The 23,906-nt window shown below is 57.1% G+C and carries 18 protein-coding genes and 1 pseudogene; 11 read left to right on the top strand and 8 right to left on the bottom strand.

All coding sequences use genetic code 11. From position 1 onward, the window contains the following. Positions 1 to 200: 200 nt before the first annotated feature. A complete protein-coding gene (locus LG300_RS03185; protein WP_404376970.1) occupies positions 201 to 1,658 on the bottom strand; it encodes a hypothetical protein in 1,458 nt (485 codons plus the stop codon). Between the two features lie 318 nt (positions 1,659 to 1,976). Between LG300_RS03185 and LG300_RS03180 the strand changes: the two genes are divergently transcribed. The 3 genes from LG300_RS03180 to LG300_RS03170 all read left to right on the top strand — a co-directional run bounded on the left by LG300_RS03180 (position 1,977) and on the right by LG300_RS03170 (position 6,411). After that, positions 1,977 to 2,369 (top strand): septal ring lytic transglycosylase RlpA family protein, encoded by a 393-nt coding sequence (locus LG300_RS03180; protein WP_404376969.1) that lies wholly within the window; start codon positions 1,977 to 1,979, stop codon positions 2,367 to 2,369. Between the two features lie 189 nt (positions 2,370 to 2,558). Further along, on the top strand, positions 2,559 to 3,563 hold the full coding sequence (locus tag LG300_RS03175) for an NADP-dependent oxidoreductase (RefSeq protein ID WP_404377969.1): 1,005 nt from the start codon (positions 2,559 to 2,561) through the stop codon (positions 3,561 to 3,563). Between the two features lie 295 nt (positions 3,564 to 3,858). Beyond that, entirely contained in the window at positions 3,859 to 6,411 is a 2,553-nt protein-coding gene (locus tag LG300_RS03170) for a glucose/quinate/shikimate family membrane-bound PQQ-dependent dehydrogenase (protein WP_404376968.1), read from the top strand. A 231-nt stretch (positions 6,412 to 6,642) separates the two neighbouring features. On the opposite strand, the gene LG300_RS03165 is transcribed toward LG300_RS03170, so the two are convergent. Continuing rightward, positions 6,643 to 8,691: a TonB-dependent receptor family protein gene (locus LG300_RS03165; protein WP_404376967.1), complete on the bottom strand. Its 2,049-nt coding sequence runs from the start codon at positions 8,689 to 8,691 to the stop codon at positions 6,643 to 6,645. 196 nt (positions 8,692 to 8,887) lie between these two features. Here LG300_RS03165 and LG300_RS03160 point away from each other — a divergent pair, with 196 nt between their 5' ends. Beyond that, positions 8,888 to 9,061 carry a YqaE/Pmp3 family membrane protein gene (locus LG300_RS03160; RefSeq protein ID WP_035538925.1) on the top strand — a complete coding sequence of 58 codons (174 nt, stop codon included), beginning with the start codon at positions 8,888 to 8,890 and terminating at the stop codon, positions 9,059 to 9,061. A 136-nt stretch (positions 9,062 to 9,197) separates the two neighbouring features. Here the strand turns inward: LG300_RS03160 and LG300_RS03155 are convergent. The 3 genes and pseudogenes from LG300_RS03155 to LG300_RS03145 form a co-directional block, all read right to left on the bottom strand. After that, positions 9,198 to 9,590: pseudogene (locus LG300_RS03155) on the bottom strand (dicarboxylate/amino acid:cation symporter); the annotation flags it as partial. Positions 9,591 to 9,742: 152 nt separating this feature from the next. After that, positions 9,743 to 10,885, bottom strand: coding sequence for an RNA-guided endonuclease InsQ/TnpB family protein (locus LG300_RS03150; RefSeq protein ID WP_404376966.1), 1,143 nt, complete (start codon positions 10,883 to 10,885; stop codon positions 9,743 to 9,745). Positions 10,886 to 10,957: 72 nt separating this feature from the next. Further along, a complete protein-coding gene (locus LG300_RS03145; protein WP_404376965.1) occupies positions 10,958 to 11,860 on the bottom strand; it encodes a dicarboxylate/amino acid:cation symporter in 903 nt (300 codons plus the stop codon). Positions 11,861 to 12,051: 191 nt separating this feature from the next. Here LG300_RS03145 and LG300_RS03140 point away from each other — a divergent pair, with 191 nt between their 5' ends. Both LG300_RS03140 and LG300_RS03135 read left to right on the top strand, forming a co-directional pair. Continuing rightward, complete coding sequence (locus LG300_RS03140; protein ID WP_404376964.1) at positions 12,052 to 12,267, top strand: TIGR02450 family Trp-rich protein; 216 nt, start codon at positions 12,052 to 12,054, stop codon at positions 12,265 to 12,267. A gap of 217 nt (positions 12,268 to 12,484) precedes the next feature. Next, positions 12,485 to 12,691: a cold-shock protein gene (locus LG300_RS03135; RefSeq protein ID WP_009095703.1), complete on the top strand. Its 207-nt coding sequence runs from the start codon at positions 12,485 to 12,487 to the stop codon at positions 12,689 to 12,691. Positions 12,692 to 12,798: 107 nt separating this feature from the next. On the opposite strand, the gene LG300_RS03130 is transcribed toward LG300_RS03135, so the two are convergent. Both LG300_RS03130 and LG300_RS03125 read right to left on the bottom strand, forming a co-directional pair. After that, positions 12,799 to 13,653 carry a putative RNA methyltransferase gene (locus tag LG300_RS03130; RefSeq protein ID WP_404377968.1) on the bottom strand — a complete coding sequence of 285 codons (855 nt, stop codon included), beginning with the start codon at positions 13,651 to 13,653 and terminating at the stop codon, positions 12,799 to 12,801. Next, positions 13,653 to 14,423, bottom strand: a complete 771-nt coding sequence (locus LG300_RS03125; RefSeq protein WP_404376963.1) for a helix-turn-helix domain-containing protein — start codon at positions 14,421 to 14,423, stop codon at positions 13,653 to 13,655. Before LG300_RS03125 ends, LG300_RS03130 begins: the two co-directional genes overlap by 1 nt. A 134-nt stretch (positions 14,424 to 14,557) precedes the next feature. Here LG300_RS03125 and LG300_RS03120 point away from each other — a divergent pair, with 134 nt between their 5' ends. Further along, entirely contained in the window at positions 14,558 to 18,031 is a 3,474-nt protein-coding gene (locus LG300_RS03120; protein WP_404376962.1) for an acyl-[ACP]--phospholipid O-acyltransferase, read from the top strand. Positions 18,032 to 18,078: 47 nt separating this feature from the next. Here the strand turns inward: LG300_RS03120 and LG300_RS03115 are convergent, their stop codons facing one another. Continuing rightward, positions 18,079 to 19,851: a mechanosensitive ion channel family protein gene (locus LG300_RS03115; RefSeq protein WP_404376961.1), complete on the bottom strand. Its 1,773-nt coding sequence runs from the start codon at positions 19,849 to 19,851 to the stop codon at positions 18,079 to 18,081. Positions 19,852 to 20,147: 296 nt separating this feature from the next. On the opposite strand from LG300_RS03115, the gene msrP reads away from it, so the two are divergent. The 4 genes from msrP to LG300_RS03095 all read left to right on the top strand — a co-directional run bounded on the left by msrP (position 20,148) and on the right by LG300_RS03095 (position 23,782). Then, entirely contained in the window at positions 20,148 to 21,164 is a 1,017-nt protein-coding gene (gene msrP, locus LG300_RS03110; RefSeq protein WP_404376960.1) for a protein-methionine-sulfoxide reductase catalytic subunit MsrP, read from the top strand. Next, complete coding sequence (msrQ, locus tag LG300_RS03105) at positions 21,164 to 21,781, top strand: protein-methionine-sulfoxide reductase heme-binding subunit MsrQ (RefSeq protein ID WP_404376959.1); 618 nt, start codon at positions 21,164 to 21,166, stop codon at positions 21,779 to 21,781. Before msrP ends, msrQ begins: the two co-directional genes overlap by 1 nt. Positions 21,782 to 22,052: 271 nt before the next feature. Then, positions 22,053 to 22,481 carry a DUF2231 domain-containing protein gene (locus LG300_RS03100; protein ID WP_404376958.1) on the top strand — a complete coding sequence of 143 codons (429 nt, stop codon included), beginning with the start codon at positions 22,053 to 22,055 and terminating at the stop codon, positions 22,479 to 22,481. Continuing rightward, entirely contained in the window at positions 22,478 to 23,782 is a 1,305-nt protein-coding gene (locus LG300_RS03095; protein WP_404376957.1) for a PQQ-dependent sugar dehydrogenase, read from the top strand. The genes LG300_RS03100 and LG300_RS03095 overlap by 4 nt, the downstream gene beginning before the upstream one ends. Positions 23,783 to 23,906: the final 124 nt, after the last annotated feature.

Raw genomic sequence — 23,906 nt, 5'->3', positions numbered from 1 at the left:
ATAACCGTGGATTTGTTTTAGGCCATTAGACGCAGCGCGTACTAAACGGTCTACTTATTGAATAACCTGCTTTTCCAAAACAACCTGCTTGTCCAAAACAATCTACTTGCCCAAGTAACGCGGCTTAGCGACACCCTCTAACGCATCAAGTGAAACGGTAGCAAGGGCGCTGGCATAGTGGGGCAGTGTTTATTTAACGCTCAAACGTCTGGCTGCATTTCGGTGGGTTGAGCGTTCATCTGTAGCTCGAACATACCGCTGCCGCTAGCGCTAAAGCCCTGCACACTGACGGTGTAAGTACCCGGCAACAGCGCCTGCTCTAAGCGTGCGTTAGTGCCACCACCGCTATCGTCGTCGCTGTAGGAAACCCCTTCGCCGTAAAGCTCAAGATAGGCGTCGAAATCATTGGAGTTCATGCTCAGCGTCACCAGAGAGCTCTCCTCCAAGGTGAGCTGGTAGGTCAACGCTTCGCCGCTATACCAACCATTCACCATCTCACCTGGGGTTAATGCACCTTCATTGCGCAGCTCTACACCGCTGGGCAGGTCACGCGGCTCAATGGAGAGCGTGAACAGGCCGCTGTCGGTGCCGTATGCAGTACGGGCGGTTAGCTGGTAGTTACCCGGCGCGAGAAAATCAGCAATCCGCGCATCCAAATTACCAGCACTATCGTCATCTTCACGGTAGTAGCCGCTTGGGCCTTCTAATATCAGATATGCATCCACATCGCTGGAGCGCATATCGATTTGGTACATACCTGCTTCGTCGATTGCTAACTGATAGGTGATATCCTGACCACTGTACCAGCCGCTTAGCGTCTCGCCGGGCGACACTCCGCCCCCGTTCCGCAGCTCGCCATCACCAGGCAGTTCGCGCGGCTCAGCCAACAAGGTAAACAGTCCGCTCCCCTCGCCAAAGGCTGTGCGTGCGGTCACCGTGTATTCGCCAGGAGCGAGAAAGTCAGAAATACGGGCGTTTAAATTACCGGCACTGTCATCATCTTCGCGGTAATACCCGTTGGGGCCTTCAAGCTCTAAATAGGCATCAAAGTCATCGGCACGCATTTCAATCTGGTACATGCCCGCTTCTTCGATGGTCAGCGTGATCTCGCGCTCGGCAGTGTCGAGCCAGCTATCAATGGGCGTGCCCACCCCCATGGTCCCCGCATCGCTCAGCTCAATGGTGCGGCTCTCCACATTAAAGGGGCCATAGCTATGGGTATCCATACCGCTCACTACCACCATGTAATCACCGCTCTCTTCAATATGGTGGCGCACCGTATCAGCATTGGCTAACAGCTGAAGCTGGTCGTCGTATAGCGCAACAACCCCTTGAAGCGCTCCACTTAAGGATATTTCCACCAACGTGTCTTCATCGAGACGAATCCCATAGCGCTCAAATCGGCTGCCGTCCTTACCGTTCAACTCACTTGCAGCCGTAATCTCTCCTCGTGTGCCCTCACCCAGTGTCAGGTAGTCCAGGCCATGCAGTGCAGTAGGCACTGCTTCCTGTTCAACCTCTTCATCCGTGGCAGTCGCTTCAGCTACCCGCTCTTCAGCAGCAGGTGTTTGACTAGGGAGCCCTTGAGCAACAAAGTAACCAACGGCAATGCCGCCAAGTGCCACGACGAGAAGAGTAAGAGAAGAAGACTTGGCCATAGGGGCATCCTTGGTCATTGGCAATAAACGCGGTGATAGCAATACTGAATTATATGGCGCTCAGTGAGTTAAAGTGAGTACTTGATGAAAAATATTGCAGTGCAAAAAAACCCACCATTAGCCACTTTCATTGGAGTGGCATAACTCACTGAAAAGCAAGAGCATAACGATACCCAGCAAAAAGCGTGATTATGAGGGTAATTGTGCCGATCTTCTTAAAGCTTGCTGACTCCAGCAACGCCAGCTACTATCCATACGCCTACTCGGCAATTTATTGATGAATGTGGAGTCTGCTTTACGAACCACCGAGGAACTCCTATGGGAGCTTATAAGCGTATTATCCGAACGAGCTGCTTGGCTGCGCTGCTTCTATTTTTTACCGCAAATCAGGCAGTTGCTAACCAAGCAGGGTCAAACACCGAGTTACAGGAAGGAGTCGCATCGTTCTATAGCGACCGATTCCAAGGGGCCACCACCGCTAGCGGCGAGCCCTTCGACCAGCAGGCACTAACGGCGGCGCATCCAAGCCTACCGTTTGGCACCAAGGTTCTGGTCACCCGCCCGGATACCGGGCAAGAAGTTGAAGTGCTGATCAATGACCGCGGTCCTTTTGTTAAAGGGCGCATTATTGATCTCTCAAAGCGGGCAGCGCGTGCACTGGGGATGATCCGCCGCGGCACGGCACCCGTGATGATTACCCTGGTAGATTAACGGATAACACACCCGCAAGCGTGTGATACCCCTTAAACGATCAGCGTTGCAGCATAATGCTGACTAAAAGCGGCCTTTACCCAGGGCCGCTTTTTTATGTGCCTGCGTTCATTCGGCGAACTTGCAAGCCTGCTAATAGTCTTTACCCTGCAGGAAGCGTTACCCACCATCTTGATGCAGGAGGCTACGATGCTATCTCGTTTCTATACCCTAACCGACTACCCTACCGGCTTACCCAAACGCGAGCTGTTTTCCCTGGAGAGCCAGGAGCTACCCGACTTGCAGGAAGGCGAGGTTCGCATCCGCAACCGCTGGCTTTCGGTAGACCCCTACATGCGTGGCCGGATGAGCGGCGTACACACCTACGTAGCGCCCTTTGAGCTTGGCAAGCCGATGGAAGGCGGTGCAATTGGTGAAGTCATTGCCTCTCACCACCCCAATTTTAAAGCGGGCGACAAGGTGAGCCACATGGGTGGCTGGCGTGACATCGCCCAACTACAAGGAGATAGCATCACCGCCCTTCCCGATAGCAACGTGCCTGACCAAGCCTACCTCGGCGTGCTGGGTATGCCCGGCATGACCGCCTGGACAGGGCTAAACCTGATCGCGGAGTGCAAACCGGGCGATAACGTGCTGGTGAGCGCTGCTAGTGGCGCGGTGGGTTCACTGGCGGTGCAATTGGCGAAGGCGAAAGGCTGCCATGTTGTAGGTATTGCAGGCGCGGCGCATAAGCTTGCCTGGCTAGAGTCATTGGGCGTTGAGCCGGTCAGTTACCGCGACCGCGATGCCCGGGAATTAAGCGATGCTATTAAGCTGGCAAGCCCCAACGGCATTGATGTCTATTTCGAGAATGTGGGCGGCATCTGCCTGGAAGCGGCACTCAGCCAGCTAAACGAGGGGGCACGCATTGCCGTATGCGGCATGATTGATAGCTACAATGCAGAAGCCCCAACCCCAGGCCCAAGCAACTTATCGCAGCTGGTGGCACGTAAGGCCAAAATGCAGGGTTTTATCGTGGCCGATCACTGGGCCAGCTACCGCTACTTTTTGAACGAGGTAGCCCCACAAGTGGCTGAGGGCAAGCTGGAGTACAAAGAGACCGTGAAAGAGGGGCTTGAAAGCACTCCCGATGCTTTTTTAGCGCTGTTTGAAGGCGGCAATACCGGCAAAATGTTGGTAAAGCTGCCTGATTAAGCGCAGCCTGCCGCTAACGAGGTTGCGCTAGGTTAAATCCAGCGTATTTCCCCTCCCCTATTTCCCAAGCCGCGCTATGGTAAGTAGCGCGGCTTTTTTAATTATTGCTGGAAATAATTAGCCAGCTAAAAGTTAGGCCAAAGCTAGTTGCTTATTAAAATGACAGATCATCAATGTGTGTTTTAACCCATCGGCCCTGCCGATGGGTTAGGGCACGTTGGGGAGCCGTCGCTTCTATCCTTGGCTCTATCTCGGATAAAGCGGCATCAACACGTTGTTAATAGGGGTTTAACTCATGGATGAACACACGCGTGCCCGTGGTAAATGGCCGGCACTCTTATTCGGCCTGCTGCTTGTGCTAGCAGGCCTAGCCTTAGCAGTGGGCGGCGTTCAGCTGCTAATGCTAGGGGGGAGCGCTTACTATTTGATCGCCGGGGTTAGCGTTCTGGTGGCAGGGTTATTATTGGCACTGCGTAAAGGCGCGGCACTCTGGCTCTATGCGCTGATTCTGTTTGCCACGCTCGCCTGGGCGCTCTGGGAAGTAGGCCTGGACTGGTGGCAACTGGTGCCCAGGGTCGCCATACCCTGTTTAATCGGCATCATCATGCTGCTGCCCTGGTGGCGCAAGCCGCTTAACTCTCGCGGTGGCAGCATCGCTCTTATGGCCAGCATCGGCGCAGCTATTATTGCGGCCATTGCCAGCCAGTTTAGCTACCCGGGCACTATCGAAGGCACCATCGAGTCCGCCAATAACACCGAGGACGTTAACCCTGCCCAGGTAGCAGGCGACGACTGGCCCGCCTACGGCGGCACCAATGCCGGTACCCACTACTCATCACTGAGCCAGATTACCCCCGAGAACATTGGCGAGCTAGAGGAAGTGTGGCGCATACAAACCGGCGATGAGCCGGGCCCCAATGCCCCGCCAGAAATCACCAACCAGAATACGCCACTGAAAGTAAACGACAGCCTGTATATCTGCACGTCGCATAGCCGTGCCATGGCGCTGTCACCGGAAACCGGCGAAACCCTATGGGAGTTTGACCCCAATATTAGCACCATGGGCGCGGAAGACTTCTCCGGTTGGGCACATATGACCTGCCGTGGCCTCGCCTATTACGATGCTGCTCACTACGAAGCAGATGACATCGAGGGAAACAGCGCTAACGATAGCGCAGCGTCCGTGGCAGACAGCACGGCCACTGCCAGTGCCCTGTTTGATGACGGCAGCCGGTTTGCTCTCGATCTCGCCTCCCTGCTGTTTATCAGCGGTCTCGGCGATAGCCCCGCTCTGGCATCAGGTGAAGGTGAGTCTTCTGCCATGCTCAGCGCCACCGACGTCATGTGCCCCCGCAGGCTGTACCTGCCCACCGCCGATGCCCGCCTGATTGCACTAAATGCCGATACCGGCGAGCGCTGCGAGAACTTCGGCAACAACGGCGAAGTGGACCTCACCAATAACATTGGCGAGTTCTCCCCTGGCGGCTACTACTCCACCTCGCCGCCCACGGTGACTGAAAGCCTCGTTATTCTAGGTGGCCATGTCACCGATAACAGCTCCATCGACGAGCCTTCCGGCGTCATTCGTGCTTTCAATGTGCATACCGGCGAGCTGGTATGGAACTGGGACAGTGGCAACCCAGACGACACCGCCCCACTCGAAGAGGGTGAAACCTATACCCGCGGCTCTCCCAACGTGTGGGCACCCATCAGCGTCGATGAAGAATTGGGGCTTGTGTATCTACCCATGGGCAATGCCACCCCGGATCAGTACGGCGCTGACCGTTCTGAAAACGATGAAACCTACAGCGCAGGGCTTGTGGCGCTGAACCTGGACGACGGCCAAGTGGCCTGGGTATATCAGTTTGTCCACCACGACCTTTGGGATATGGACACGCCGGCCCAGCCGGTCTTGATTGACCTTGCCACGGAGAGCGGCACCCAGCCCGCCGTGATTCAGCCTACTAAACAGGGCAGCCTGTATGTACTCAACCGGGAAACCGGCGAGCCTATCGTACCGATTGAAGAAGTACCTGCTCCCCAGGGTGCCGTTGAAGGCGACTGGACTGCGGAAACGCAGCCACGCTCGGCACTGAACCTGCTGCCACCGCCGCTCACCGAGCGGGATATGTGGGGCGCGTCACCGTTCGATCAGATGATGTGTCGTATCCAGTTCCGCTCGCTGCGCTACGAAGGCCAGTACACGCCGCCCTCCTTGGAAGGCAGCATCGTCTACCCGGGTAATGTGGGGGTAATGAACTGGGGTGGCGTTGCGGTGGATCCTGAGCGCCAGGCACTGTTTACCGGCGCGAAGTACCTCGCATTCGTGTCTACGCTGGTGCCCCGTGACCAAGTGCAAGAGGGCCAAGGCTCCGCCAGCGAGCAGGGCCTACAACCCAACGAAGGTGCGCCTTATGCCGTCGAGCTGGGCCCGCTGTTGTCGATATTAGGCTTACCCTGCCAAGCGCCCTCCTGGGGCGACGTGGCGGGTATCGACCTGCAGGATGCAGAAGTCGTTTGGAAGCATCGCAACGGCACTACCCGTGACAGTATGCCCTTTGGCCTGCCAATTAGTTTAAAAGTGGGCGTTCCCGCACTGGGCGGTCCGCTGACTACCGCTGGCGGCGTCTCTTTCCTCAGCGGCACGCTGGACCAGTACCTGCGCGGCTACGACATCACCACGGGGGAAGAGCTCTACAAAGCGCGCTTACCCGCCGGTGGTCAGGCCACGCCGATGACCTATACCGGCGCCGACGGCCGCCAGTACGTGGTGGTCACGGCCGGTGGTCACGGCACCTTTGGCACCAAGATGGGTGACTACGTGATTGGCTACGCGTTGCCGGAATAACCGCTAGCTCCACGGAGTCAGCTAGCGTTTGCGGGAGGGAGCTTCAGCTCGCGACTGGTGGCTTAGCCAAGGCGCCTGACGGCGCCATTCGCCCGCTAAAGCGGCCTCCCACAGTAGACTTACCAAGCGTAATTGGTAGATCAATACTCTAACTGACTGACATGGCGGCCATAGGCCGCCCTGTATCTGGTGCTACCTCCCCCCCTGAGGCAGCCTTAAGCATAGCCAGTATTAAAAACTCAGTTCTACACCGCCGTATACGCTGCGCCCTGGGGCGGGTTCATAAAAGCGCCCAAAGGTGCCGTTCAAGCGCACATTTGAGTAGTGCTCTTCATCCAGCAGGTTACGCAGGCCCACATAGGCGCTTAGTCGAGTCTGTTGGCTTAGCTGCCAGCCGTCGCCTACCCGCAGGTTCACCAGCCAGTAGCTATCCACCGCTGTCTCATTGGCGTTATCGGCCACTAAGTCACCTACGTATTCAATTTCCAGTGTGGCAAAGCGCTCGTCGAGGTTCTCCCACGTTAGCTGGTTCACCCAGGTTTGTTCTGGAAGGCCAGGAATACGGTTGCCATCGAAGCCCTCAGAGGGGGTGGCAAACTCGTCGAACTCATAACGTGCCAGGGTGAGCGCGCTGTTAAAGCGCCACTGCTCGGCCAACTGCCACCCCAGCGCCAACTCGACACCATCACGGTTGGTATCCCCAGCGTTCTGATAGAACGTGCGGCCGCCTTCGTCGTAGGGCACCAGCTCATCGCGCACACGGACGGAGAAGAGCGCTACATCGTAATCCAGCGCCAGCGGCTCGATGTAGCCACGCAGCCCCACTTCACGGTTCCAGGCTTTTTGCGGCTCTACGCCTGGGTTGAAGCCACCGCCAGCGGGGTTGGCAAACTCAGAGAACGTCGGCGTCTCAAAGGCCGTGCCGGTATTGATATACGCCTGATGCTGTGGGCGGTAGCGGTAACTCAGCCCGGCAGAACCGCTCCACTCGTTAAAGGTGCGCTGGCCGCTCTGGTCGCCGTCGGCCAAATAGCGGTCATCTACTTCTAGTTCCACTCGGTCGAAGCGCGCTCCCAGCGAGAGTGTTACCTGCTCGGTCAGGGACAAATCCCCCTGGGCAAACACCCCAGCCGAGGTGGCGGTCTGTGTCTCTTGCGCCCACTGCTCACCGACTACCCCCTGCGGGTTAACGCCGTTGCGAAAACGCTCGTCGTCCTGGCGGGCCACATCAACCCCCGTGATATAGCTCAGCGGCAGGCTACCCAGGCTGATGTCATGGTGATACTCGGCGCTCACCCCCAGGTAATCGCGCTGGTAGCCGATGCGGCTATCACCCACATAAGGCAGTTGCTGCTCAAAATCGCGCCGCGCGATAAAGCCTTTCAGGTAAAGTTCGCCATCGCCCGCCGCTAAATCCTCGTATTGAAGGCCGACCATCTGCTGTTCAACGTTTTGGCCAGCATCCAGCGCCAGTGAATTCGGCGCGGCCTGGTCGCGGCCTTCGGCGACCTCATCAGCCTTGAGCGCGCCCGGGTCTTCCGAGCGCGGGTTATCCAGCAGGTTAATAATCGCCGTCAGCGCCCGCTCGCTGCCCAGCTTGCGGCGCAGCTTGGCATTGAGCAGATACTTCTCGGTGGAACTCTGCTCCCGGTAGCCATCTACGTTCAGCGCGGTGAGGCTGATATGGTGCGACCACTCCCCCTGCACGCCGCCATTTTGCAGTGCCATCTTCCGGTAGCCATCGCTACCGGCTCCCGTGCGTAGCCGCGTGCCGGGATTATCCCGCCCGTCGGCGGTGGTAATGTCGATTACACCACCCGCCGCATTACCGTAGAGCACCGACGACGGCCCGCGAATCACCTCAATACGCTCGGCGCTATCCAAGTCAATGGCATCCAGTTGGGCTTGCCCATCCGGCAGCGTGTAGGGAATGCCGTCCACCATGACGGTAATACCCCGTACCCCGAACGGCGCACGGGCACCAAAACCACGAATGGCAATACGCTGACCCTGGGCAAAATTATCGCGGTTCTGTAAAAACACTCCCGGCACCTGGTTGAGCGACTCATCTAAATGCACCCGCTGCTGGCCTTGAGCAATGGCGTCTTGCTCGACTGTAGAGACCGCCGCAGGCGTAGCGTAAAGCTCCCGGGCCAGGCGCGGCGCACTAACCGCCACGGTTGGCAGAACGGCTTGCGGCTCTGTGGTTGTTTGTGACCACCCAGGAGCGGCAAAGGTGGCGCTGGCCAACAACAGTGGCAGGGGTAAATGACAATTCATGGCATCCTTTCCTAACATTTCAGCAACGGGCTTTGTTAGCAACGAGCTTTGAAAGCAGTGTGGCTTAAGCGTGTGAACGATAACGGAAAACCGTAGTCGTATTTATGCGGCATTGATTAGCTAAGTGTAGCCGTAACTTCTACACTGGCGTTTATTTAGGCGAGACAACATTAACGGTGTAAGCAAAGGAGGCTTCATGGCGTTTACCGCGACTGACCCAATCAAGATGATTTTTGCAGTTATCCTTCCCCCGCTAGGGGTGTTTTTTGAGGTCGGTTTCAAAGGGCACTTTTGGCTAAATATCATATTGACGCTATTCGGCTTCATTCCAGGCATCATTCACGCCTTCTACGTCATCTTGAAGCACTAGCCTCGCATTGCAGCATTAGCAAACAAACGCCGCCTTGCCTTACGCAAAGCGGCGTTCTTTTTAACACTAGCGTTAACGGTACCAACACTTGCCGTAAAGGCAGTCATTCACAGTTGGCCGTTCATCCGCGCACCTACTAGCCGTTCCCAACAGCGTGGCCGCCTTCTTCATCAGGCGCTTCAGCCAGCGTATGCCCTTCACTTCGGGCAATCACGGTCGTGCCGACCAAGTCTCCCGTTACATTCAGCGCCGTTGCCCCCATGCCTACCAACGCATCGATGGCGGTGAGCAGCGCCACGGTTTCGATGGGCAGGCCTACTTGGGCAAACACGGTGGCGATCATGATAATGCCCGCTCCCGGCACCCCGGCCGTGCCTACCGTTACCAGCGTGCCAATCAGCACAATTTGCACCATGCTCATGAAATCCAGCGGCGAGCCGATCACGTTAGCGGCAAACACCGCTGAAATGGCAATACGGATCGCCGCCCCGTCCATATTGAGCGTCGCCCCCAGCGGTAGGCTAAAGCCTTGACCTCCTCCCCTTCTTCAGCTTCTTAGGAAGCTGCCGCCTGCGGCGGAAAGGAAAGGGATTCCCTGGTTGTCGCCTTCCAGGTTCCTGCTTCGCTGTCCGTTGCCTTCAATGCCTTGGCATTGCCGGTCTGACACAAACTCAACAGGCGTCAATTCCCGAGGGCCCCTCGGTATTTGCTGCAACTCTCGGCACCGGCGAGTAGCGCGGTGCCGGCTTGTAGGATGTTTCGAGCGGCATTGAGGTCACGGTCAATGCCCTGGGTGCCGCAGCTTGGGCAATCCCAGACGCGCACATCGAGCGGCAGTGCCTCCCGCACAAAGCCGCAGCCATGGCAGCGTTTGCTGCTGGGGTACCAGCGGTCGATCTGGACAAACTGCCGTCCCGCCCACGCTGCTTTGTACTCAAGCTGGCGAACCAACTCCCCCCAGCCGACATCGCTGATCGCTTTGGAAAGGTGACGGTTTTTAACCAGGTTCTTCACCTGCAAACTCTCCGCTGCGATCACTTGGTTGTCGTTCACGATCTGGCGGGTGAGTTGATGCAGGTGGTCACGCCGAGTATCGGCAATCTTGGCATGGCATTTAGCCACTTTTAACCGCGCCTTGGCACGGTTATTCGAACCTTTTTGCTTACGGCTCAATTGCCGCTGCGCCCGCGTCAGCTTGCGCGCATAGCGTGCCGTATGGCGGGGATTGTTGACCCGCTGACCCTCGCTGGTGACGAATAGGTCTTTCAGCCCCAGGTCGATACCGACCATTTTGGGCGTGATCGGCAGCGCTTTAGTGTCCACTTTGCACAGGCAGCTAATGAAGTAACGACCGGCGCGGTCTTTGGAAACGGTCACCGTGCTGGGTGCTGAGGGCAGGTCGCGGCTCCAGCGGATGTTGAGCGGTTCGCGGCACTTGGCCAGCGTGATTTGGCCATTGCGGTACGAAAACGCCGAACTGGCAAAGGTGGCCGACTGCCGGTGTTTCTTGGATTTAAAGTGGGGGTAGCGTGCCCGCTTGGCAAAGAAGTGTTTGAACGCGGTTTGCTGATGGCGCAAGCATTGCTGCAACGGCACCGAACTAACCTCGGTTAGAAAGGCGGTGTCCAGCTGCTTCTTGAGTTGCGTCAGGAACGCACTGGCGTCGTGATAGCCGATTTTCTCCTGGCGCTGATAGAATGCATCGGTGCGATAGCGCAGCACGGCATTCCACACAAACCGGACGCACCCGAACGTCTGCGCCAGCAGGGTTGCCTGCTCGGGCGTCGGATAGAAACGGTATCTGTAGGCGCGTTCGGTTGTCATGGCTTACACATTAGCCATCTAGTGGTAAGAAAACAAGGCGTCCTGGCGGACGCCGCGCTATCCATCCGCTCACTAAAAGTAAGCGGTTTTCCGCGCTGACTGATAAATGCTTTTCGGGATGCCTAAACGCTGTGCGGCGTTGATCGTGATGGGCAGTGTGCCGGAGCTGCTTTGGGTCGCGAAGGCGGTGGCCATCGGCGTGCGCGCCTCACCGAAAAAAGTGCGCAGCTTCACACCGAACAGCAGCATGACCGCGCAGTAAATCAACAGCTGCGCGCCAAGTGCGATATACAACACCATCACCATATCACCCAGAGAAAGCAGCGTTTCCATCCCCTGCTGGCTCACCGTTTCCGCGACGATGGCAAACACACCGATAGGTACAAAGTGCAGCACTCCTGACATCACTTTCAGGGTGACTTCGTTCAACCCCTCAATCACGCGGTAAAGCTGCTCGCCAAGCGCGTGCTGGTGCTCGGATTGGCGCATTTTCAGCAGCGCAATACCAAATACCAGCGCTGTGAAAATAATCCCCAGCATATTCAGCTCGGCAAAGGCAGACACGATATTGCTAGGCACGATATTCAGCAGTGCATCAACCACGCCAGGGTTTTCGGGCACCGAGAAGCTCGCGCTGTCGTTGAGCGTCATGCCGCTACCAGGGCTAAACAGCGTAGCAACGGCTAGGCCCACCATAATCGCCAACGCCGAGGAGGCTAAATAGTAGATAAACACTTTACCGCCCACGCGTCCTGCACTGCCTTCCCGCGATTGGTTCACCCCAACCATCAGCGTGAACAGCACAATCGGCACGATGAGGAAGGTCAGCAGCCGCAGCAGAAGATCGCCCAAGGGAGCCAGCCACACAGCCACCCCGTCGCCGCCCACAATGCCCACCAAAACGCCCAACACCAGCGCGATAGTCACGCGGAGAATGAGCGATGCCTGAAGATAGCGCTTCCAGAGATATGTCATTGAATGCCTTGTCCTGTTGATGTGAATCCGTGGCACAAACCACGTTATGGAACATCATTCATCGTTGCAGAAACAGCGTCGCTTTTTGCGTGAGTATCCTCACGCCGTTTAAATAGCTTAGCATGCCACCTATAACGACTTTTGATAGGGACGTTTGTGCCTCCCTCCTCAACGCCACGCCAGGAGCTACCATGAACAGGATCAATCCAAACAAGCTACACCACAGCAAATGGACAGCCGTGACGCCACGCAATAAGGAGAAACACTTTATCGTGACCCAACTGCTGCGTGATGAAGAGGAGAACGTGGTAGACGTTGTGCTAGAAGCCGTCCACTCCCACCGTGAAACGACGCTGGCATGGCAAGCGCTAAAAGACGAGAGCACCTGGAAAATGGGTTGGAAGTAGCGAGCTTTCCCCTACGTTAAGCAAATAAATGCAAAAAGGCTTTGACCTAAGCTCAGAAGCATGACACTGTAGCGTCAGTTGGTTAGCAAGCAGCATGGTTTCAGAAGTGTACGATCTTTTTCGGCAGCCTGATATTGTATTCCTTGTTTCACCCGCTACTTCATCTGGGTAATACCAGGAATTTTATTACGGCGCTTTAGCGCAAAGGATCTACACAATGGCAACTGGCACAGTTAAATGGTTTAACGACACCAAAGGCTTCGGTTTCATCGCTCCTTCTGACGGTGGCGACGACCTGTTCGCACACTTCTCTGAAATTCAGTCTGACGGCTTCAAAACCCTTCAGGAAGGCGCTAACGTCTCTTTCGACGTTACCCAGGGTAAGAAAGGCCTTCAGGCTTCTAACATCAAGCAAATCTCCTAAGCCCTATCTTACTAGATAGCGCTGAAAAGTTTGCTAGAACCCTCACCCTCTAGGTGAACGGTTCGAACAGAAAGGCCCGCTCAAGCGGGCCTTTCTGCGTTTGGGTGTTAAATCCGCTCCCATACGATCAGCTGAGCATCAATAGTCAGCGTTAGCTGCTCCAAGTTGGCTGCTCGCTCGCGCCCCTCCGCACTAGCACGATACAAATGCGGCGTCATGGTCAGCAAATCGCGGATAACGCCTGTCCCTTCTAGCGAAATAGCGTAGCGAATCTGCTCGGAAGCTCGGTGGGCAAACCCTTCCGGTACGTTGGTTTCTTTCTCACGAGTAGGTTTTAAGGTGGGATAAATAATTTCCCGTAGCTCGCGCAGGTGCTCCGGCCCCGCTTCTACTTGAAGCAGTTGCCCGCCCGGCTTAAGCACGCGTGCAAACTCACCGTGTACTGGAAAGCCAAACATACACAGCACGCTATCCAGCGTTGCCGACTGTACCGGCAATTGGGCGTTGCTGCCCACTACCCAACGGCTGATCGGTGCCAGCTTATCGTCTTGCTTCGCCGCCGACTGCACCGCCCACTTCGAGATATCCAGCCCCATCAGTGAAAGCGCCTGCGCGTCTGTCAGCTGTTGGGCCAACTGGCGCAGGTAGTAGCCCTCACCACAGCCTGCATCCAAGCAGCTGTAAGCTTCTGGCTGCTCACAGTGGCGCATCACTGCCTGGCTAAGCGCCTCGGCAATAGGCGCGTAATAGCCCGCCGCCAAAAAACGCTGACGGGCTGCCACCATGGCTTTGCTGTCGCCGGGGTCGGTGGAGCGCTTCTGCTGCACGGGCAGCAAATTCACGTACCCTTGTTTGGCCACATCGAAACTGTGGTTTGACGCACACCGCCAAGTGCCGCCTTCCAAATGGAGCGGTTCGCCGTCTAACGGGCAGGCCAGGGCCTGAAAAGGGGTACGATTGATCACAAAGAAGTCTCGTTGGGGCGTTTGTTGGGCATGGAAGCGCGGGACACATCTTTAAACAGCGTGGATTGCCACTGGCGAACTGCCAGCACCGAGGTAGTCCCAAAGCGCTTATGAATAGGCAGACTACTTTCTCGTTCGCATAGGGCGTGAAACTCGTTCGCCAAGCGCTGCATAATGTGCTGCCATTCGGCGCTGCCTGCCTGGGACAGCAGGCCATTCAACACCATGAGCTTGTCGGTGTCGCTATCAAAGCGCGACTGGAAAAACTCTGTAGCAATATGCTGCTGGAAAAACTGCTGAATCGGCCCGCCAGGGCGCCAACGAAAATTGGCCGCTACGCGTTTGCGTATACGATTACCCGGCAGCAGCTCGATCAGCTTTAACTGCTCAAGAGTGAGCAGATGGCGAATACACTGCGTCTCGCTCAGCTGATACTGGTGGTGAATCTCTTCGAAGCGGTAGCCATTAATCACGCACACTGCGACCAAAAACAGCTCGCGGTCGTCGACGATGCGCTGCTCTTGCGCTTGGGTCAGCTCCTGCACGCGCTGCTCGTCGGCCTGCATGGCGCTGATCAATTCAGCGAACTCCAGGTTAAGCTGGTCGCAAATCACCTCTAGGCGCTCTAAGGTAAAGTGCTTATCCGCAAATAGCCGCTTCACCGAGGCTTCGCTAAGCCCAAGCCATCGTGCCACATCGGCATAAGTATTGCCCTGAGCGCGCAGTTGGCGCTTCAGCGTATCAACCAGCGTACTTGTTTGGCTCACATGGCCTCCGACGCTTAAAAGTAGCATATAACGATACCGAAAAGCCTATATAACTCAACTTGAACGATGAGCGTTGCAACACTCACCCCGTTTGCCGACAGTGCGTTAACTTTCGGCGACTAAGGCGACACACCATGCAACCTTTGCTGCGCATCGCGGGCGCTTGGCCCTACGTGATGGCCATTTTTCTCAATGCCTTCGTAGATCTCGGGCACAAAATCGTCATTCAGAATACGATTTTCAAAAGTTACGATGGCGCGGCCCAGGTCGTGCTCACCGCCCTGGTGAACGGGCTGATTCTGCTGCCGTTTATTTTACTCTTTAGCCCGGCGGGCCATATTGCCGACAGCACGCCCAAAGTACGTGTGCTAAGGCTCTCCGCCTGGGCCGCCGTCGCAGTATCGCTGGGGATCACGGCCGCCTATTACCAAGGCTGGTTCTGGCTTGCCTTTGCGATGACGCTGCTGCTGGCCATTCAGTCGGCGTTCTACTCACCCGCCAAGTACGGCCTAGTGAAAGGGCTATTTGGTAAACCCCGGCTAGCCGAAGCCAACGGGCTAGTGCAGGCGGTTACCATTGGCGCGATCTTGGCCGGTACGGTGGCGTTTACCGCCCTGTTTGAACACTGGGTCACACCCAGCGCCAGCACGCCAAGCGACCTACTGCGCCATATCGCTCCGCTGGGCTGGCTACTGGTGCTTAATAGCGGCCTTCAGGTCGTCGCCCTTTATCGGCTCAAACTGGATGAAGCACAGCCTGCGGCTATCCCGCTCACCTGGGCACGCTACCGCAGCGGCACTGCGCTCAAAAACAATCTGAGTATTCTTGCCCGCCAGCCGGTGCTGCGCCTCTCCATCATTGGGTTGGCAACGTTCTGGTCGGTGGGGCAAGTGCTGCTGGCCGCTTTTCCCGCCTATGCCAAAGAAGCGCTCAGCCTTGAGAACACGCTGGTGCTGCAAGCCATTCTCGCCGCCAGCGGTATCGGCATTGCCCTCGGCTCGCTGCTAGCCAGCAAGCTCTCCCGCAACCGTATTGAAACTGGGTTAATTCCACTCGGCGCTGTCGGTGTCGCCGTTGGGCTGTGGTGCCTCCCGCTCCTCACCACACCCACCAGCCAAGCGCTGAACTTTGTGTTCATCGGGATGATGGGCGGGCTGTTTATTGTGCCGCTCAACGCGCTGATTCAGTTTCACGCGGCGGATCACGAGCTAGGCACCGTGCTGGCCGCCAATAACTGGATCCAGAACCTTTCGATGCTGGGCTTTTTGGTGCTCACTGCGCTGTTCGCGCTGGCGGGGGTCGATAGCCACTACCTGCTGCTGTTGGTCGCCAGCGTGGCGATGGTGGGCGGTGGCTACACCATTTTCAAACTGCCCCAGAGCTTAGTGCGCTTCATTCTCAGCTTCCTGCTTACCCGCCGTTACCGCGTAGACGTTCACGGGCTGGAAAACCTGCCCGCCCAAGGCGGCGTGCTGCTACTGGGCAACCACATTAGTTGGGTAGATTGGGCGATGGTGCAAATTGCTAGCCCGCGCCCGGTGCGCTTCGTGATGCTGAAAAACATCTACCAGCGCTGGTACCTACGCTGGTTCTTTAAAGCGCTGGGCTGCATTCCCATTGAGCGTGGCGCAGGGGCGGAGAACGCCCTGGCCGCCGTGGCCGAACAGCTCAACGCAGGGGAAGTGGTTTGCCTGTTCCCCGAAGGGGCGATTAGCCGTAATGGCCAGCTGGGTGAGCTGCGCCGTGGCTACGAACGCGCCTGCAAACATGCCCACCCAGACGTGCGCATCGTGCCGTTTTACCTGCGTGGCCTGTGGGGCAGCCAATTCTCCCGCTCGTCTAGCAAACTGAAAGAGTTACGCAACGCACCGCTGCACCGCTCGGTGGTGGTGGCCTTTGGCAAACCGCTGCCCAAAGACACCCCCGCCGACGTACTCAAACGGCGTATTTTCGAGCAGGCCACCCGCTCCTGGCTACACGCCATGGAGGAGTTGCCAACGCTGCCCAGTGCCTGGATCAACAGCGTCAAACGCAGCCCTAGCGCACCAGCACTTGCCGATACCTTAAGCCGCCCGTTGAGTGCAGGCCAAGCGCTCACCGCTAGCCTGCTGCTCGCCAAGCGCTTTCGCAAACTCAGCACCAGTGAATCGACGCTTGGTCTACTGCTGCCTACCAGTACTGCTGGGGTATTGGCCAATATGGCCACGCTGCTCGCGGGTAAAACGCTGGTGAATTTGAACTATACCGCCAGCCAAGCTGCCCTTGCCTCCGCGCTGCAGCAAGCCGATATTCGCACCGTCGTCACCTCGCGCCGCTTTGTGGAAAAGCTGAGCCAACGGGGGCTGGCAGTGGAATCGCTGCTGGAAGGCAAACAGGTGATCTACCTGGAAGACCTGCAGGCGGGGATCTCCCGGTTAGAGCGCGTCAGTACGTTTCTTGCCGTGCGCCTGCTGCCCGCTTGGCTGCTGCAGAAGCTGTTTTGCCACGGCCAGGATGCCGACGCCACGGCGGCCATTCTGTTCTCCAGCGGCAGCGAGGGGCAGCCCAAGGGCGTGATGCTGAGCCACCGCAACCTAATGGCCAATATCAAACAGACCTCCGACGTGCTGAATACCCAGCACGACGATGTGGTCATGGCCTCGCTGCCGCTCTTTCACGCGTTCGGGTTTACCGTCACCCAGCTACTGCCGCTGATAGAGGGGCTGCCGCTAGTGTGCCATGCTGACCCCACCGATGCCCCCGGCGTTGCCAACGCGGTAGCTAGGCACAAAGCCACCATCATGTTTGGTACGTCCAGCATGTTTCGCCTGTTCAACCGTAGCCCGAAAGTACAGCCCGCCCTGCTGGAAAGTTTGCGTGTCGTGGTAGCTGGCGCCGAGAAACTGGATGACAGCGTGCGCCAAGCATTTGCGCAAAAATTCGATAAGGCGATTTATGAAGGTTACGGCGCGACAGAAACCGCCCCCGTGGCGGCCGTCAATCTACCTGACGCCGTGGGCGTTCACTACCGACAGGTACAAAAAGGCAATAAACCCGGCACCGTGGGTATGCCCCTGCCTGGCACCAGCGTCAAAGTGGTTGACCCAGAGAGTTTTGAAGAGCTGCCCACCAACGAGCCAGGCATGATCATGATCAGCGGGCCGCAGGTGATGCAGGGCTATCTCAACGACCCCCAGCGCACCGAACAGGCCCTCAAAATCTTCGACGGTCAGCGCTGGTACATCACTGGCGACAAAGGGTTTATTGATGAAGATGGCTTTTTAACACTGATCGACCGCTACGCCCGTTTTGCCAAAATCGGCGGCGAAATGGTCAGCCTCAGCGCCGTTGAAGCCGCCGTCAGAGCCACACTAGATGACCCCGACACTCCGCTGATGGCGGTCAGCCTGCCCGATGCACGCAAAGGCGAACGTATCGTCATGCTTGGCGAAGCACCGCTGGATGCCGCAACGCTCAAAACCGCCCTACGCAGCCAGGGTACGTCCGCGTTAATGATCCCCAGCGACTGGCTCACCGTGGAAGAACTTCCCCGTCTAGGGTCAGGAAAAGCAGACTTTGCCGGCGCGAAACGGCTTGCCAAGGCGCAGATGGTGTTTGAGGGCAGTTAACCGCATTAGTAAAAGGGGCAGCGGCCTAGCCGCTGCCCTTTGGTTAACTACTCGGCACTGCCGTCGGGTTGGCCGCTGGGGTCGCTTGAATCACTACTGGTTTGTCCAGCCGCGCCTTGATGCTGGCTGTTTGATTTACCGCGCTGCTCCCCCCTGGCAACATCATGATGGCTAATCACCACAACATCACGGGGCCACCAATCGGGGTGCTCGTCGCGAATATAGGCCATCAGCTTCTCGCGGATGTTCATTTCCGCCGTCCAGCCTGCCATCGGGTCGGAGGTCATTAAATAGCAGGTAACCGTTTGTGCATGAGCGGTTTGGCCGGTGACGTAGCAGAGCAACTTGTGGTGCTCAATCACGCTATCCTCTTCCTTGGCGTACTCTAAAAACTTCTCGCGTACCTGGGAGATATCCGCGCTTAGGTGCAGGGTTAACTCCATAAAGCGGTACATCTTGGTGCTCTTCACCGAGAGGTTTTCAAACGGCTTCGAGGTAAAGTAGGTAACCGGCACAATTACCCGCCGCTCATCCCAGGAGCGCAGACGGATAAAGGTATAGAAAATACCCTCCACATAGCACCACTGCCCTTCAAAGATGACCAAATCGCCAATGCGGATGGGCTTGGCCAGCGAGAGTTGAAACGACGAAAGAATGTTGCCCAGCACCGCCTGTCCCGCGATACCGACCAGCACCGCCAACACGCTGGCCGAGGCCAAGAGCGATAGCCCTAACGATTCAAACAGCTGGATTTGCCCCAGCACATACACCGAAACGGCCACGACGGTAATTAAAATAATCACTCGCCGCAGGGCATAGAGCGTGGTCAGCAGCCGACGCTTATCTTTAGGTTTGGTATCGTCGATCTCCCCCACCAAGCGGCGGGTCATGCGGAGCATGATGGTATCCACCAGCCGCAGGGCAATGGTGCCTGCGCCCCACGCCATAATCGAAATCAACAGCACCCTAAAAGTCGTGGTGGCCACTGCGGAAAACGACACCACATAATCCAGCAACAACTGGGTCACCAGCGACATCACAATCAGCGCAACTGGGATACCGATCTGGTCGGCAAAAATAGTGGTAATACCCGAAGGCAGAATCCGTGCAATCAGGCCCACCACGTAGTAGGTGGCGACCCCTACCGCGCCAATGGTGATCAGGAAAATAGGGATCGCCAGCCACTCCCAGATTTTCAGCAAGCCAAACGACGCTTTGAAGCGTTCGGGAATATAGCGTTCCAGCATGGAGGGGCCATACTCCTCATACAGCGCGGGAATCGACGACACGCTCTCCGGCATAATCAACCATACGGGGTCTTCCTCACCTACCCGGTAGCGGCCTAGCCGCACATCATAGGCTTGCCCCTCTATTTGTAGCGCGGCTAGCTCGATGTTTCGCCGCGGCTGGCCTGCCATAGGGTTTTGGCCGGAAGGGTCCTCAATGGCAGCATCCTGGCGGCCCGGTAAGTCGGAAGCATTCAGCCACTCGCCCCGCCTTAACACCTCAGCGAGCTGCTTGGCCAGCTCCGCTCCCCGCTCTGGTTGCTCGGCGGGAGCGATATCCGCCAAGTTCAGCAAATGCGCTGCATCGGCGTAATTCTCATCTTCAGTGAAGTTGAGGAAGCTACGGATCGTCTCCCTGGGCGACATCCGTTTCGCCTCTTCTGGCACCTTGTCCAACCCTGCATTGATGGCATCCATGGTAAACCAACGCGGTTCCTCGCTCTCATCTCCTTGTGTTTGTGCCAAGCTAATGCTGGAAAACAGTAGCGTGACGGCCAGCACTATCCCTAGTGGCCACGAGCGGTAATTTTTCATACTTGCCTTATCGAGTGAATGTGAGCCAATACCCACCATCAACCACGCCCCCTATTGGTGGCTCTCCGTGTCGATGGTTGGTCAAAGTACAGACCACGTTACCCTATCCGGCAAGCAATCGTGGCCAGGAGGCTTACCGAGCGTGTTAGGCAGACAGCGTGCTATGGCGCTGCCACCTTTTCATATGCCATAAATATTGTACGCTTGCATAAGATTTGACGAACTTAGTTCCCCCACAGACGTCTTAAAGAAAATGATACTGCGTCTACCCGATAGATTTTTCACCCGGAGGCCCCATGTTGATAAAAATTGCAAAACCAAGCGATCTTACTGAAGCGGATGTCACCCCGGAGTCTATCTACCTGTCACGCCGACGCTTTATGGGGGGAGTCGTCGGGCTAGGGGCAGGCCTCGCCCTCTCCAACCCCGCACGCGCCAATGCCGATTACTCCGATGTTCCGCAAGGAGACGCACCCGCTTGGCTAAAAGAGAAAATTAGTGGGACAGAGTGGCGAGCCATCACGCCGGACGACCCCGATAAAGATAAGATCGCCCCTTATGATGACGCCAGTAACTACAACAACTTCTACGAGTTCGGCACCGGAAAGACAGACCCTGCCCGCCGCGCCGGAAGCCTACAGACAGAACCCTGGAGCGTCGTTATTGATGGTGAAGTCAATAATGGCGGGCGGTTTGCTCTTGAGGATATTGCGAAGCCATCGCAATTTGAGGAGCGCATCTATCGGCTGCGCTGCGTAGAGGCGTGGTCCATGGTAATCCCTTGGCTGGGCATTCCTCTGGCCGACATTATTCAGCGCGCCGAACCCACCAGCAAAGCCAAATACGTGCGCTTTGAAACGTTGGTAGACCCTGAGCAGATGCCGGGGCAACGCTCGTCTTTCTCGCTGATCGACTGGCCCTATGTCGAAGGCCTAAGGCTCGACGAAGCGATGCACCCATTAACGCTACTGGCCATGGGCATGTATGGCCGCGAACTGCCGAACCAAAACGGAGCGCCTCTGCGTTTGGTGGTGCCATGGAAGTATGGCTTTAAGAGCATCAAGTCGATTGTGCGTATTTCACTGGTAGAAGAGCAGCCGATGAACTCCTGGCAACTCATCGCGCCCAACGAGTACGGTTTCTATGCCAACGTGAATCCCGAGGTTGACCACCCACGCTGGAGCCAAGCCACGGAAAGACGCTTGCCTAACAGCCTATTTAGCCCCAACACCATCGATACGCTTATGTTTAACGGCTACGCCGATGAGGTTGCCGAGCTATACGCGGGGTTAGATTTAAAGGCGAACTACTAATGGCATCACCACGGATTTGGCTGGCTTGGCGCTTGGGCGTTTTTCTTGCGGCGCTGGCACCACTGCTGTTTTGGGGCTGGCAGGTCGCCAACCACGCTGCAGGCCCCGAACCCGGCCGTTACTTGCTGTTGAATCTAGGCATCGGCGCGCTCTGGCTGCTGCTGCTCACCTTGAGCTTAACCCCGCTCACCAAACTCACCCGCTGGAAAGGGTTTACGCTCATACGTCGGCAGTTGGGGCTATGGACGCTTGCCTATGCCACGTTGCACTTGCTTAGCTACGCTCTCTTTATTTTAGGGCTTAACTGGGCACTGCTGGGCAGCGAGCTGGTGAAACGCCCCTATATCGTTGTAGGCATGATAGCGCTCATTGGCCTTATCGTGCTGGGCGCCACCTCTAACCAGTGGTCGATGAGACGCCTGGGTAAGCGCTGGAAGCCGCTGCACAAGTTTGCCTATGTCATATTAGGCTTAGTGCTGCTCCACTTCTTCTGGGTAGTGCGTGCGGATCTTAGCGAGTGGGCGGCCTATGCCGTTGTATCGGCGCTTATTATGGCGACCCGCCTACCGCCGGTCGCCCACCGGCTGCCCAAGCTGCGCTACCGGCTTAGCCGGTAGCGCACGCTCCCCTTTCCCAAATCCCCATTTCCCCAAACTCCCACTTCCCAACGTACTCAGCTATTTATGAATTTTCTCGCAAAGCGGCTGCCAACGCAGCATGCCCAAGCCCCGGAAGAACGCTAAGCGGCGCTTGCTTGCTTCGCTTTGGGTAAAACTTGGCCCCTGACCTACACTGGATAGGCAACACAGGAGGTCGTTGCTTGGTGGAACGCCCATCATCCCATTAGCCAAGCATGGCCATTCGCTAGATCAGCATAAGGAGCATGCCGTGACAGCCAACCACACGCATACCTATCAGCGTGGGTTACCCCTCTTCCATGCGGTTTTTCTGGTGGGGTGCCTACCGCTTTTTCTAGGCGCAACGCTCTGCGACTACGCCTACTCCAATAGCTACCAAATTCAGTGGGCTACTTTTGCCTCTTGGCTCAACGCTGGCGGGCTAGTATTTGCCGGGCTAGCACTGATCAGCTCACTGATTAGCTACTTCCGCGCCCATCCGCGCAGCATTATGCTGCTGATCTATCCAGCGCTACTGCTACTGACCTGGGTGCTCGGCTTTGTAAACGCCTTGATACACGCACGGGATGCTTGGGGCATGATGCCGATTGGTTTTGCACTCTCCATGGTGGTCACCATCTTTGCGGGTACCGCCGTTTGGGTCGGTTTTTCTCGCTTTGGCCACGGAGGCAAACCATGAAGGATGCCATTCAGCTCCCTCGCCTTTACGCCGCGCCGCTCTGCTTGCTATTGGTGGTGGGCAGCGCCAGTGCCCAAGAGATAACGCGCTACGGCCCCAACCCCACGCTGCCCGAGCCTTCCCGTGGCCTGCTGCCGGATATGGGCGTGCCCGAACCCGCCGAGTGGGGCAACACCCTACCCAGCGTGCCGGAGGGCTACACCATTACCGCCATTGCCACCAACCTGCAGATACCCCGCCAAACCCTGGTACTGCCCAACGGCGATATTTTGGTGGCAGAAGGCAGTGGCGGCAGCGCCCCGCAGCTCAAACCGAAGGATTTCATTGCCGGGCTGATTAAATCCCAGGGCACCACCTCGGTGCAGAGCGGTAATCGCCTGACTCTGCTGCGCGATGCCGACGGCGACGGTCGCTATGAAGAGCAAACCACCTTTGCCGACGATCTCAACGCGCCTTACGGCCTCGCACTGGTGGATAACAACCTCTACGTGGCCAACCAAGATGCCCTGGTGCGTTTTGACTACGAAGAGGGCCAAACCCAAGCCAGCGAGCCGCCGGAGGTAATTACCCAACTACCCGCCGAGATCAACCACCACTGGACCAAAGCGATGACCGCCAGTGCCGATGGGCAGTTTCTCTATGTGGGAATTGGCTCCAACAGCAACATCACCGAACGCGGCATGGAGGCAGAGGTTAATCGAGCGGAAATTTGGCAAATCGACCCTGACACCGGCATGCACCGCCCCTACGCCACCGGCCTGCGTAACCCCACCGCTATGGCGATTCAGCCTGGCACCGAGCAGCTATGGACAGTCGTCAACGAGCGCGACGAGCTAGGCCCTGACCTCGTTCCCGATTACCTCACCACCGTGCAGGAGGGCGGCTTTTACGGCTGGCCTTACAGCTACTGGGGCCAACACGTAGACCACCGCGTTCAGCCCCGCAACCCGGAGAAAGTCGAGAGCGCCATCGCACCGGATTACGCCTTGGGTTCCCACGTGGCACCGCTAGGCCTCGATTTTTCCAATGCCGCGATGGGGGAAGCATTTGCCGACGGGGTGTTTATTGGCGAACACGGCAGCTGGAACCGCGCCGATCCGGTGGGCTATAAAGTGGTGTTTGTGCCGTTTAGCAACGGCCAGCCAAGCGGCGACCCTATTGATTTTGTCTCGGGCTTTCTCACCGATGATGGCCGCACTCGTGGCCGCCCGGTAGGCGTGACCGTTGACCCGGATGGCGCGCTAATCATTGCCGATGACCTGTCTAACGTTATTTGGCGGGTGACGCCGAATAGCCCATAAGCCCTCGGCGGGTGGTCTGCCACCCGCTCACTCTTCACGTTCCTACCCACATTGCCTCCCCATCGCGCACTTGCTTAGCGGCACTCACTATAGTTTATTAAGTGCTATCGCTACGCGGCGCTTA

This window comes from Vreelandella aquamarina (assembly GCF_044805175.1).
GTDB classification, from domain to species: domain Bacteria; phylum Pseudomonadota; class Gammaproteobacteria; order Pseudomonadales; family Halomonadaceae; genus Vreelandella; species Vreelandella aquamarina_B.
Note: the sequence above shows the minus strand (reverse complement) of the source record. Positions and strands in the feature narration are given on the sequence as shown.

Excerpts from the sequence above, each read along its gene's own strand:
- LG300_RS03185 (WP_404376970.1), bottom strand. The coding sequence starts at position 1,658 with ATGGCCAAGTCTTCTTCTCTTACTCTTCTCGTCGTGGCACTTGGCGGC.
- LG300_RS03180 (WP_404376969.1), top strand. The coding sequence starts at position 1,977 with ATGGGAGCTTATAAGCGTATTATCCGAACGAGCTGCTTGGCTGCGCTG.
- LG300_RS03175 (WP_404377969.1), top strand. The coding sequence starts at position 2,559 with ATGCTATCTCGTTTCTATACCCTAACCGACTACCCTACCGGCTTACCC.
- LG300_RS03170 (WP_404376968.1), top strand. The coding sequence starts at position 3,859 with ATGGATGAACACACGCGTGCCCGTGGTAAATGGCCGGCACTCTTATTC.
- LG300_RS03165 (WP_404376967.1), bottom strand. The coding sequence starts at position 8,691 with ATGAATTGTCATTTACCCCTGCCACTGTTGTTGGCCAGCGCCACCTTT.
- LG300_RS03160 (WP_035538925.1), top strand. The coding sequence starts at position 8,888 with ATGGCGTTTACCGCGACTGACCCAATCAAGATGATTTTTGCAGTTATC.
- LG300_RS03150 (WP_404376966.1), bottom strand. The coding sequence starts at position 10,885 with ATGACAACCGAACGCGCCTACAGATACCGTTTCTATCCGACGCCCGAG.
- LG300_RS03145 (WP_404376965.1), bottom strand. The coding sequence starts at position 11,860 with ATGACATATCTCTGGAAGCGCTATCTTCAGGCATCGCTCATTCTCCGC.
- LG300_RS03140 (WP_404376964.1), top strand. The coding sequence starts at position 12,052 with ATGAACAGGATCAATCCAAACAAGCTACACCACAGCAAATGGACAGCC.
- LG300_RS03135 (WP_009095703.1), top strand. The coding sequence starts at position 12,485 with ATGGCAACTGGCACAGTTAAATGGTTTAACGACACCAAAGGCTTCGGT.
- LG300_RS03120 (WP_404376962.1), top strand. The coding sequence starts at position 14,558 with ATGCAACCTTTGCTGCGCATCGCGGGCGCTTGGCCCTACGTGATGGCC.
- LG300_RS03115 (WP_404376961.1), bottom strand. The coding sequence starts at position 19,851 with ATGAAAAATTACCGCTCGTGGCCACTAGGGATAGTGCTGGCCGTCACG.
- msrP (WP_404376960.1), top strand. The coding sequence starts at position 20,148 with ATGTTGATAAAAATTGCAAAACCAAGCGATCTTACTGAAGCGGATGTC.
- msrQ (WP_404376959.1), top strand. The coding sequence starts at position 21,164 with ATGGCATCACCACGGATTTGGCTGGCTTGGCGCTTGGGCGTTTTTCTT.
- LG300_RS03095 (WP_404376957.1), top strand. The coding sequence starts at position 22,478 with ATGAAGGATGCCATTCAGCTCCCTCGCCTTTACGCCGCGCCGCTCTGC.